Genomic DNA, 12,642 nt, shown 5'->3' with positions numbered 1-12,642 from the left:
CTTGAGTCCGTTGGCTTTCGCTCCGATCTGTTATTAAAATTCCGGCACTTTTCATTTAAAATGCGAGAGCCCAAAGTTGAGATAAGGTTATACCAACTTCGGACTGCAAGCACAATGAGTCCACCTTGAGTCCACGTTGAGTCCACCTTTTTCAGGTGGATTTACTATTGAGGCACCGCGCAAGCACCCTGCTTGCAGGGCGAAGATGTCTAGGGCTTATCGCCCAGTTGGTCGCTATCAAAGCAAGAGGAAAAATAGATCGGTTGAAAAAAGGAATTTTATGCAATCGGTTTAATGTTACCAAATCATTGATTTGGGGTGAATTCTCCGTGAATAGCCCTTTTCTCGAAAGGTAAAGCAACTTATTCCAATGAAAAAACTGTAATATTGTATAAAAAAATAAAATCGAATTATGTACAATACATTACAACCAGTTTTAGAAAAGGAATTGGAAGCAATCAAAGAAGCGGGATTGTATAAACAAGAGCGGGTGATCGTTACTCCACAAGGAGCAGACATCAAAGTGAGCACAGGACAGGAAGTTGTCAATTTTTGTGCGAACAATTATTTGGGACTTTCCTCACATCCAAAAGTAATCGAAGCTGCTAAGAAAGCGATTGATACACACGGTTATGGAATGTCTTCCGTACGTTTCATCTGCGGTACCCAAGATGTGCATAAAGAATTAGAAGCAAAAATATCTACGTTCCTCGGAACAGAAGATACTATTTTATATGCGGCAGCATTCGACGCGAATGGTGGGGTGTTTGAACCATTATTTGGTGCCGAAGATGCCATCATTTCCGACGAATTAAATCATGCTTCTATCATAGATGGCGTTCGTTTATGTAAAGCACAACGTTTCCGTTATAAAAATGCGGATATGGCTGATCTGGAAGCGCAATTGCAGGCTGCATCCGGTGCTCGGCATAAAATCATTGTTACAGATGGAGCGTTTTCGATGGATGGATCTGTAGCTCCATTGGACCAGATCTGTGATCTAGCCGATAAATACCAGGCGTTAGTGATGATCGATGAATCGCATTGTACAGGATTTATCGGTGCAACTGGACGTGGTACACACGAGCTTTTCAATGTAATTGATCGTGTAGATATTATTACAGGTACCTTGGGTAAGGCGCTAGGTGGTGCTTCCGGTGGTTTTACTTCTGGTAAAAAAGAAATCATCGATTTGTTACGTCAGCGTTCACGGCCTTATTTATTTTCGAATACCCTAGCACCCGCAATTGCAGGCGCTTCTGTTGCGGTCTTGGACATGCTGAGTGAGACAACTGCATTGCGTGATAAACTGGAATCCAATACGATCTACTTCCGTGAAAAAATGACCGCTGCTGGATTTGATATCAAACCCGGTTTCCATCCAATCGTGCCTGTGATGCTGTATGACGCGAAATTAGCGCAGGAGTTCGCAGCCAAGATGTTGGACGAGGGAATTTATGTGATCGGTTTTTACTATCCTGTTGTACCTCAGGGAAAAGCCCGTATCCGTGTGCAGATTTCGGCAGGACATGAAGTTGCTCACCTGGATAAAGCAATCGCCGCCTTTACCAAAGTAGGTAAAGAATTAGGTGTAATTAAATAAAATACACATAGTTATAAATTTTATGGTGCAAAATGTTTATCTTTGCACCCTAAAATTTTATAAAAATATTCTTGCTCAATGCAAAACATTAGAAACATTGCGATCATCGCTCACGTCGACCACGGTAAAACTACGCTTGTAGACAAAATTTTATATTTTACCAATCAATTCAGAGAAAATGAAAATGCTGGTGAATTAATCCTAGACAATAATGATTTAGAGCGTGAACGCGGGATCACTATTGTATCTAAGAACGTATCAGTAACATATAAAGGTGTTAAAATCAACATCATCGATACACCAGGTCACGCCGATTTCGGTGGTGAGGTTGAACGTGTATTGAAGATGGCCGATGGTGTAGTACTATTGGTCGATGCTTTTGAAGGCCCAATGCCTCAAACACGTTTCGTTACAGGTAAAGCTTTAGGTTTAGGTATCAAACCTATTGTCGTTGTCAATAAAGTCGATAAAGAAAACTGTCGTCCTGAGGAAGTTTACGAACATGTTTTTGACTTATTCTTCAACTTGGGCGCTACTGAAGAGCAATTGGATTTCCCAGTATTGTACGGTTCTTCAAAACAAGGTTGGATGTCTACCGATTGGAAAAATCGTACTGAAGACTTCACTGACTTATTGGAAGCTATCATCAAATATATCCCTGCACCACAAGTATCTGAAGGTACTTTGCAAATGCAGGTAACATCGTTGGATTACTCAACTTTCGTAGGACGTATCGCTATCGGTCGTGTTGCCCGTGGTACAATCAAAGAAAACCAACCGGTTTCTTTGGTAAAACGCGACGGAAAAGTTGTGAAATCAAGAGTTAAAGAGCTACAGGTATTTGAAGGCCTAGGTCGTATCAAAGTATCTGAAGTACATGCAGGTGATATCTGTGCTGTAGTAGGTATCGAAGGTTTCGATATCGGTGATACAATCGCAGATTTCGAAAATCCTGAGCAATTGGAAGTTATCAGCATTGATGAACCAACAATGAACATGTTGTTCACGATCAATAACTCTCCTTTCTTCGGTAAAGAAGGTAAATTGGTAACATCACGTAACATTTACGATCGTTTGCAAAAAGAGTTGGAGAAAAACTTGGCACTACGTGTAGTTCCTACAGAATCTCCAGATGCTTGGTTGGTATACGGACGTGGTATCCTTCACTTGTCCGTATTGATCGAAACAATGCGTCGTGAGGGTTATGAATTGCAAGTAGGTCAGCCACAAGTTATCATCAAAGAAATCGATGGTCAAAAATGTGAACCTATCGAAGAACTTGTTGTTGATGTTCCTTCTGATGTCTCAGGAAAAGTAATTGAGTTGGTTACGCAACGTAAAGGTGAGTTGTTGATTATGGAAGCTAGAGGAGATATGCAACATCTTGAGTTCTCTATTCCTTCTCGTGGTATCATCGGTTTACGTAACAACGTGTTGACAGCAACAGCTGGTGAAGCTGTTATGGCGCATCGTTTGAAAGGTTACGAGCCTTGGAAAGGTACAATTCCTGGTCGTTTGGCAGGTGTATTGATCTCTTTGGATACAGGTTCAACAACTGCGTACTCCATTGATAAATTACAAGACCGTGGTCGTTTCTTCGTAGATCCAGGTGTGGATGTATACGAAGGACAAATTTTAGGTGAGCACATCCGTGATAATGATTTAACGATCAACGTTACTAAAGGAAAACAGTTGACAAATATGCGTGCTTCTGGTTCTGATGATAACACACGTATTGCACCGGCAATCAAATTCTCATTGGAAGAATGTATGGAGTATATTCAAGCTGACGAGTATATTGAGGTTACACCACAATCAATGCGTCTACGTAAAATCTATTTGACGGAAAACGAGCGTAAAGTTAACGCGAAGAAATTTCAATAGTCAATAGCGAAACGCGATATAAAAAAAAGCCCTCGAACATTGTTCGAGGGCTTTTTTATTGCCTAGCTATTTGATGCGCCAAATAGCTTAGCAGTTTATTTTTTTGTTCTTACCTCTGCTGCACGGTAGGTGTCACCGTCAGTTGTATAGATTTTGAATTGCACATCGTAAGCTTCTGGTACATAAATCACAATCGGCATTCTGCCATTGTAACGTACAGTCTCCGGTTGAGCTGAAACAAAAAGGTTTCTTTTTTCTTTGTCTGGGCAAGACATCATGGCGCTGGCGACATTGCCATTTGTTTTGAATACATAATAGTCATAACCCCAGCCTTGAAGATCCTTCTTCTCTAAAGTGCCCGATAAATTAAAGGTATTACATCCGTCTACTTCCATCCATTTCCCTACCGAAAACTCTATTTTTTTGTTTTTGTCACTTTCTGAATAGGGAACTTCAATCACCATTTTTTTATACCCTTTTTCTGGGCTAGGAAAAATGCCTAAGTCAATTTTGTCGATAACCATTTGCGCTTTACTAATAGTTGTTGAGGATACTAATGCGATCATCAATAGCATCATTACTTGAAATACATTTTTTTTCATATATGTAATTATTTAATTTTAATGGCCATGAAATATTCCGGTTTTGTATGTGTTATAAACTCGAATATCCCATTTTCTTATTTTTATTTGTTTTTTAAACGCGCTATCTGCAAAAAATGCTACACGCTTATAACAGATATAACACCTATAGGACTGTATTGTTTTTGGAAGGATTAATCGTAAATCGCAAAATGTTAAAAAATAATTGTTTGGGAAACTAAATTGTTTGATGTATTTCATTTTATAGCTGGTCCTAGATTTGCCTGTTTGCCGTGTATGAAGCCTTTCATCAAAATTTTGCCGACTTTGGAACAGTTTCTCTTTTTTTGAAATTCAGGTGATAGAAAACCGAATTGCTTTTTAATTCGCAGGAATATAATCAGCCAAGAATACGTAACTTTGTGTGAGATAAGGATTATTATGAGTAAACAGGTGGAGCACACTCCGAAAGAATATATTCAGATAAAGGGCGCAAGAGTTAATAACTTAAAGAATATTGACGTTGATATCCCTAAAAATAAATTAGTTGTTATCACTGGAATGTCGGGCTCAGGAAAATCCTCCTTAGCTTTTGATACGCTGTATGCCGAAGGACAGCGACGTTATGTCGAAAGTCTCTCTTCGTACGCTAGACAATTTATGGGACGGATGAATAAACCGGAGGTGGATTACATCAAAGGTATCGCCCCTGCAATTGCCATTGAGCAACGTGTCATTACTTCCAACCCCCGTTCGACGGTAGGAACATCCACCGAGATCTATGATTATCTGAAATTGTTATACGCCCGAATCGGAAAGACAATTTCTCCTATATCTGGTCGCGAGGTGACCAAAGACAGTGTGAGTTCAGTGGTGGATTTTGCGCTGAATTTAGAAGAGGGGACAACGGTGACACTTCTCGCGCCACTTATTCCTTCTCATGGGCGTAAACTCAAGGAAGAGTTGTCTCTTTTATTGCAGAAAGGTTTTGTGCGTGTCGTCTATGGGGATAGCATGCAGAAAATCGAAGCTATTATTGATGATAAGGCCGTCGCCAATAAAGACCTCCAGGATGGGGAAGTGCTTATTGTCGTCGACCGGGTTCGCATTGAACAGGACGATGATACAGTCAATCGGCTTTCTGATTCTGTCCAAACAGGTTTTTTCGAGGGTAAGGGAGAGCTCTATATGGAAGAAAATGGGCAAAGACATCATTTCTCCCATAAATTTGAACTTGATGGAATAACATTTGAAGAACCTACACCAAATTTCTTCAGTTTTAATAATCCGTATGGTGCCTGTCGCCGATGTGAAGGTTATGGAAAGATCATTGGTATTGACCCTGATCTTGTTATTCCAGACAAAAGCCGTTCGGTCTACGATGGTGCAATTGCTCCCTGGCGAGGGGAGAAAATGGGGGAGTGGTTACAGGTGCTTGTTAAAAGTTCACTGAAATTTGATTTTCCCATACATCGTGCCTACATGGACCTGACTGCGGCGCAGAAAGAGCTGCTGTGGACGGGAAATAAATATTTTGCGGGTCTTACCCAATTCTTTGAAGAGCTCGAAGCTCAGACCTATAAAATTCAATATCGGGTGATGTTGTCTCGCTATCGCGGGAAGACAGATTGCCCGGACTGCCGTGGGACCCGATTACGTAAAGACGCCACTTACGTGAAAGTAGGGGGCAAGTCTATCACCGATATCGTTTTGATGCCGCTTGAGGAAGCCTTGGAATTTTTTAAAACTTTACCACTGGTGGGTAATGAACTGGTCATTGCCAAAAGACTTCTTGCCGAAATTAATAACAGATTGCAATTTTTGTGCGATGTTGGATTAAGTTACCTAACCTTGAACCGGCTATCGAATACGCTTTCCGGAGGGGAATCACAGCGGATCAATCTGGCAACTTCATTAGGAAGTTCGCTCGTCGGCTCTATTTATGTGTTGGACGAGCCAAGTATTGGGCTCCACCCACGTGATACGCAGCGCCTCATTTCTGTGCTGAAATCTCTGCGCGATGTTGGTAATACGGTTGTAGTGGTCGAGCATGAGCAGGAGATGATGGAGGCGGCTGATTACCTGATCGATATCGGGCCAGAAGCCGGGATCAATGGCGGCGAAATGGTCTTCGCAGGTACATACCAGCAGATTCTGAAAGATACAAAAAGCCTTACGGGCCGATACCTTAGCGGAAAAGACCAGATTGAGGTACCCCAAAAACGTCGTCCATGGTCCAATAGTGTGACCATTAAAGGAGCACATGAAAATAACCTCAAAGGGATTGATGTGCAATTTCCATTAAATACGTTTACCGTGGTAACTGGGGTCTCGGGATCGGGTAAGACCTCTCTGGTCAAACGTATCCTGTACCCCGCATTACAGAAATCTATAGGAAACTACTCTGGCGAGCAAACAGGTGTTTACGATACAATCGAAGGCGATATTGCCCAAGTCGAACAAGTTGAAATGGTGGATCAGAACCCGATCGGTCGTTCTTCGCGATCCAACCCGGTGACTTATGTGAAAGCCTGGGATGAAATCAGGGCTTTATATGCCAACCAGGCACCTGCCAAGGCTGCTGGATTGAAGCCGGCCGCATTTTCATTTAATGTTGAAGGTGGACGTTGTGATGTCTGTCAGGGCGAAGGTGAAGTTAAAATTGAAATGCAATTTATGGCCGATATCGTTTTGCCATGTGAGGCATGTGGGGGCAAACGATTTAAACAATTTGTGCTTGATGTACACTACAAGAACAAGTCGGTGGCCGACATACTCGAGCTGAGTGTTGATGAAGCGATCGTATTCTTTGCAGACCAGCCTAAAATATTGGCAAAATTGCAGCCTTTACAGGATGTTGGACTAGGCTACGTTAAGCTCGGGCAATCGTCAAGTACATTGTCTGGCGGTGAAGCACAGCGGATTAAACTGGCCTCCTTCCTCATTAAGGGAAATAACAGCAAGAAGACACTTTTTATCTTTGATGAGCCAACGACAGGCTTGCACTTTCAGGATATTAAGAAGTTATTGAAATCATTTGATGCACTGATTGCCCTCGGAAACAGTATCTTGGTGATCGAGCACAATATGGATATGATCAAATCGGCAGATTGGGTCATCGATATTGGTCCTGAGGGCGGCAATAAAGGTGGAAAGCTAGTCTTTGCGGGGCTTCCGGAAGAACTTATTCATTGTAAAGATTCTTATACAGGCCAATTTTTAAAAGCACATTTAAAAGATTAAACCCTACTTTAGCAAAGTGAAGTAATCTGAATCAGGGCAACTGGGCTGCCAATAAGTTCCGATTTATTGTTCCTGTTGTTAAGGTATGATAGAATACTATGCAGTAAATAAAAAACTAATATTTCAATACTTAATACGATTATGATTAAAAGATTTTTTTTAAGTGTCGTCCTTGGAATAGCGGCGCTTTCGTCCATGGCGCAACAACCGGAAAGACCAAAATTGGTTGTCGGCCTGATGGTGGATCAAATGCGTTGGGATTATTTATATCGTTTTGCAGATCGATATGGAAATGATGGTTTCAAACGACTTTTGAAAGAAGGATTCTCCTGTGAAAATACGTTGATTAATTATATTCCGACATATACCGCTATTGGACACAGTTCGGTCTATACAGGATCCGTTCCTTCCATACACGGAATTGCAGGCAATGACTGGATTGAAGAACAGACAGGGAAGAATATGTACTGTACGCAGGACGATAATGTCGTTGGTGTCGGTACCACTGCCAAAGAAGGACAGCAGTCGCCACGTAATTTGCTTGCATCGACCGTAACGGACCAATTGAAGCTCGCCTCTAACTTTAAATCCAAAGTGATCGGTATCGCGATCAAAGACCGTGGCGGTATTCTACCGGCGGGGCATTTTGCCGATGCAGCGTATTGGTTCGAAGCTAAATCAGGCGATTGGATCACCTCTAATTTCTACATGGATAAACTGCCAAAATGGGTGGTAGACTTCAACAAGAAAAAATTGGCTGAAAAATACCTGAAAGGCGACTGGAAACCAATGTATGATATCAGCACCTATGCTGCCAACAGTATTGCAGATGATAACATCTACGAAGGGAAATTCCCCGGTGAAGAAAAACCGACTTTGCCGCGTGCGACTTCCAAGCTAATGAAAGACGAAGGCTATGAGCTGATCAAAACCACACCAATGGGAAATCAGTTTACGTTGGATCTGGCTATGGAAGCAATTAAAAATGAGCAGATGGGAAATAACCCGACTAAAAATACCGACTTCCTTTGTGTGAGCCTTTCGGCGACAGACTATGTGGGGCACCGTTACTCATTGACAGCAGTGGAGATTGAAGATATCTATCTGCAGCTTGATAAACAGCTTGCTGATTTCTTCAACTACCTCGATAAGACGGTGGGCAAGGGTAACTATACGTTCTTCCTGACAGCAGATCATGGCGCTTCTTACAACTCTCGGTTCTTTATGGATATGAAAGGAAATGGTGGTTATTTCTATTCCCGTCAGATCATCACAGGACTTAACAAAACCCTTAAAGAAAAATTTGGACAGGAGAAGCTTGTTAAAAGCATGATGAATTACCAGGTGCACTTAAATAATCAATTGATTGATTCTTTAAACTTGGATCGTGATAAAATAAAAGAGACCATCATTCGTGAGCTTCGCCATACCGAAGGTGTCGCTTATGTTGCTGATATGGAAAAAGGGGAAAGTTTGATGATCCCGGCGCCTATTCGCGAAAAAATGATCAATGGTTACAACTTTAAACGTAGTGGTGCTATTCAGATCGTTTGTGAGCCACAATGGTACGATGGTACGCCGCGCTCGACTGGTACGACACATGGTACCTGGTCTGGCTATGATTCCCATATTCCTTTGGTATTTATGGGCTGGGGAATTAAACCGGGTGTATCGAATACAGAGGTGCATATTGTGGATATAGCACCGACGATTTCCTCGCTCTTGCACATTACAGAGCCCAATGGTAGCATCGGAAAACCGATCACGGCGGTATTGGGGCAATAAGGAGACTGTTGCTGCAAGCGTGAGATCATGAAGGTTTTATTCTATTGAATAAAAAACGTAAATTTGCAATTCAACAGGGGGTTAACAAATATGCTTTCCAAAAAGACAAAATATGCAATAAAGGCACTGATGGTGCTTGGTCGTAATTACGGTAATGAGCCTATGCAGATCGTGAAGATTGCGCAGGAGGAGAATATTCCAAAAAAATTCCTGGAACAAATTCTACTTGAAATGCGAAATGCCGGAATTCTCTATAGCAAAAAAGGTGCTGGAGGTGGTTATAGCCTCAATAAGGCTCCCGAAGATGTTTTTTTATCGCAGGTGATGCGCCTGATTGATGGCCCCATAGCCTTGCTGCCATGCGTGAGCTTGAACTTCTACCGCTCCTGCGAAGAGTGTACACAGGAGCATGCCTGTGGCATACGCGATACTTTTGTTGAGGTGAGAAATGCCATGTTGCAGATTTTAAATGATACGAGTATTGCCCATTTAATCAATAAGGAAAAAGAATTGAACCTGAATGTAGATTAAAGGAAATAAAATATATTTTTCTATTTAGATTGGAGGCGTAACAAATAAGTTACGCCTCTTTTTTTATGAGATAAAATTACTGGTATAGAGTGAATTATCAGGTTTTATTTGCGCGGAGTAAGGTTAATTTATTAATTGCATAATTATTTAACATTATTTTACGAATTTTCCGTAGCAACATTTATATATTTACTCCGACAATATATAAACGAAATTTATGAAACTAACCTATTCCCTAGTTTTGTTTCTTTTATTATCCGTACTGAGTTCCAAGTCTTATGCGCAACATAAACTTGTGGGATCGGTGGCCGATATCAAAGATCTTGCAAAACTACACCAGGCTTCAATCGCGCTGCTCAGTCCCAAAGATTCGATTTTGATTAAATTTGGTCGAACGAAAGAAAACGGGACATTCCAAATTGCCAATCTCGACACAGGCAGCTATAAAATGGTAGTTTCCTATCCGCAGTATGCTGACTTGGTAAAAGATATCCATGTGGCCGCCGAAGATTTAGATATTGGTATTGTAAAACTATCTAAAGCAGCTCTACTATTGGAAGAGGTCCAAGTGAACGGCAAAATTCCTGTGGTTATTAAAGGCGATACCGTCGAATATGATGCCGCTAGTTTTAAAGTCGAGAAGGATGCTAAAGTAGAGGACCTATTGAAGGTTTTGCCGGGTATTACGATGGATGGATCAGGTAAGATCATCGCGCAAGGCAAGGAAGTGAAAAAAGTGCTGCTCGATGGCGAAGAGTTTTTTGGCGATGATCCAACGTTGATCACCAAGAACATCCGTTCAGATATGGTCAGCAAAGTACAGGTTTATGAAAAGAAATCAGACCTTGCTGTACGCACTGGGGTGGATGACGGTGAACGTACACAGACGATTGATATCAAACTCAAGGAAGATAAGAAAAAAGGAATGTTCGGCCAGGCTGTCGCAGGAGCTGGTACAGATAAATATTATGGCGGAAAAGTCATGCTCAATAAGTTTAAAGGCTCACAAAAAATTGCCGCTTATGGTATTCTGGCCAATGATGGAATGGTCGGATTAGGATTTGAAGATAGCCAAAAATATGGTGTGGGCGGAAGTAGCAATGTGCAGATGATGGACGGTGGTGGCATTATGATTTCCGGTGGTGATGGTTCTGATGGGGGATGGGATGGTAAATACTATGGTGGTGGCGTGCCCAAAGCAATAAATATGGGGGCTAGCTATTCCGACAAATCCAAAGATGATAAGCATAAGATCAATGCAAACTTCAAACGCAATCAGATCAATGTCAACAATACAAGTACGTATAACGCGCAGAATAACCTTCCTGAACGCGCACAGGTCGATAATAATGTGACAGCATCTGAAACCGAAACACAGGCAAATATTGCAAATTTACGATATGATCTGAAGTTAGATTCACTGTCCGATTTGACCATTAATATGGGATTCACCAAATCTAGCCGCGACAATTTATCCAATTCAGAAGCAGACCAGCGTAAATTGGATAGAACATTGATTACACAGACCTTATCTACCACTGATCAAAATAGCGATCAGGATAAGTTCAATGTAAATGCAATGCTTACCCGTCGTTTCAAAAAGGACCGTCGCTCTGTAACCTTTAATATCAATGCAAATACTGATCAAAATAGGTCAAAAACGCAATATTTTTCCCAGAACTATTTCCAAAGTTCGGGCGATACGACACTGATCGATCAATATAAAAATGATAAGTTGGGCAACAATATGTACGGGGCATCGGTAACTTATTCTGAGCCTTTGTCAAAACGACTGACTGCTGCTATTGGCTACGCATTCAATAGCAATAAATCGGAGACCCTTAATCAGTCCTTCGATAAAGATCCTGTTACAGGTAAATACACTGTACTGGATCAAAATCTATTAAATGATTTCGATTTTACCAGCTTGAAAAATGGCGTCAATGCTTCCCTCAATTACAAGTCTAGTACCTTAACGGTCAATCTAAGCAACAGGGTCGATTTTGAGGATGTGAAGAGAACATATAATAATCTAAATACAACATTGCAGCGTAATCAGACTTCGGTTAACCCAAATCTCTCTGTGAATTACAAGATCTCAAAAAGTAAAAATATCGGTTTCCGCTATAGTGGACGTACCATTCAACCTTCTTTGACTCAAATCGAACCCCTTAAGCAAAATGCACAGCCGCTTATCGAATATTTGGACAATCCAAACTTAAAAGCGGGCTTTAACAACTCTTATTCGATCAATTACAACAGCTATAAGCAGTTGAAAGATCAGGGATTCTATTTTTATGCCAGTGCAGATCAGGGCAAGAAGAATATTAACACCAATGTACGCTATAATCTAGACGAGGGGACGCAACAAATTTCCTATGTCAATATTGATAAGGACAACTGGCGTATTTATGGTGGCGGATCTTACAGTTTTGTGCTACAGAAGAAATGGGGTTTGAAAATGAATATCGGTCTCAACGGACAATACAATAGCCAGTTTAGTTATTTATCGTCGTTTAATGAAGAACCAAAGCTTAATAGAAATCAGACGAAGAGTATAACACCAGAAATCGGCTTTAATAGATATAAAGCAAATAAGATGGACTTTTACATCTCGTTGATGCCTGGCGTCGAGCAAATGAGCTCGTTTTTGCAGCCCGAATTGAACCGTACAACGTTTAAATTCCGTTCTTATTCGCAGTTCACTTATTATTTGCCAAAAGATTTCAAAATTTCGTTGTCTACAGATCAAAATTATCAAGCTGCGACAAAGACATTACAGTCCATTAATATTATCAATATGAATGGATATATTTCTAAGAAATTCTTGAAGGATAAATCATTGGAAGCGCAGGTATTTGTCAATGATATCCTAAATAAAAATAACGGCGTATATCGTTATCAAAACGGAACGTCATTTATCCAGACAAGCAACACTGTATTACGTCGTTATGGAATGCTAAAAGTAATCTACAATTTTACAACAATGAAAGGAGATGCCAAATGAGTAAGTCT

General features: G+C 40.9%; 7 protein-coding genes. 6 read left to right on the top strand and 1 reads right to left on the bottom strand.

What is annotated here, in order from left to right; genetic code table 11:
* Nucleotides 1-412 precede the first annotated feature (412 nt).
* A complete protein-coding gene (gene kbl, locus OK025_RS07265; protein WP_075990514.1) occupies nt 413-1,603 on the top strand; it encodes a glycine C-acetyltransferase in 1,191 nt (396 codons plus the stop codon).
* 78 nt (nt 1,604-1,681) lie between these two features.
* Nucleotides 1,682-3,487: a translational GTPase TypA gene (typA, locus tag OK025_RS07260; protein WP_317668923.1), complete on the top strand. Its 1,806-nt coding sequence runs from the start codon at nt 1,682-1,684 to the stop codon at nt 3,485-3,487.
* A 95-nt stretch (nt 3,488-3,582) separates the two neighbouring features.
* Here the strand turns inward: typA and OK025_RS07255 are convergent, their stop codons facing one another.
* Nucleotides 3,583-4,089 carry an ecotin family protein gene (locus OK025_RS07255; RefSeq protein ID WP_317668922.1) on the bottom strand — a complete coding sequence of 169 codons (507 nt, stop codon included), beginning with the start codon at nt 4,087-4,089 and terminating at the stop codon, nt 3,583-3,585.
* 420 nt (nt 4,090-4,509) lie between these two features.
* Here OK025_RS07255 and uvrA point away from each other — a divergent pair, with 420 nt between their 5' ends.
* The 4 genes from uvrA (at nt 4,510) to OK025_RS07235 (ending at nt 12,634) form a co-directional block, all read left to right on the top strand.
* Nucleotides 4,510-7,311 carry an excinuclease ABC subunit UvrA gene (uvrA, locus tag OK025_RS07250; RefSeq protein ID WP_317668921.1) on the top strand — a complete coding sequence of 934 codons (2,802 nt, stop codon included), beginning with the start codon at nt 4,510-4,512 and terminating at the stop codon, nt 7,309-7,311.
* A 141-nt stretch (nt 7,312-7,452) separates the two neighbouring features.
* The gene (gene pafA, locus OK025_RS07245) at nt 7,453-9,096 is read left to right on the top strand and encodes an alkaline phosphatase PafA (protein WP_317668920.1); all 1,644 of its coding nucleotides are present in this window, start codon (nt 7,453-7,455) and stop codon (nt 9,094-9,096) included.
* A gap of 90 nt (nt 9,097-9,186) precedes the next feature.
* Nucleotides 9,187-9,627 carry an RrF2 family transcriptional regulator gene (locus OK025_RS07240; protein ID WP_046673766.1) on the top strand — a complete coding sequence of 147 codons (441 nt, stop codon included), beginning with the start codon at nt 9,187-9,189 and terminating at the stop codon, nt 9,625-9,627.
* Nucleotides 9,628-9,844: 217 nt separating this feature from the next.
* Nucleotides 9,845-12,634, top strand: a complete 2,790-nt coding sequence (locus OK025_RS07235) for an outer membrane beta-barrel protein (RefSeq protein ID WP_317668919.1) — start codon at nt 9,845-9,847, stop codon at nt 12,632-12,634.
* Nucleotides 12,635-12,642: the final 8 nt, after the last annotated feature.

The sequence above is a fragment of the Sphingobacterium sp. UGAL515B_05 genome, from assembly GCF_033097525.1.
GTDB lineage: Bacteria > Bacteroidota > Bacteroidia > Sphingobacteriales > Sphingobacteriaceae > Sphingobacterium.
The sequence above is the reverse complement of the archived record's forward strand: the minus strand, read 5'-3'. Positions and strand labels throughout refer to the sequence as shown.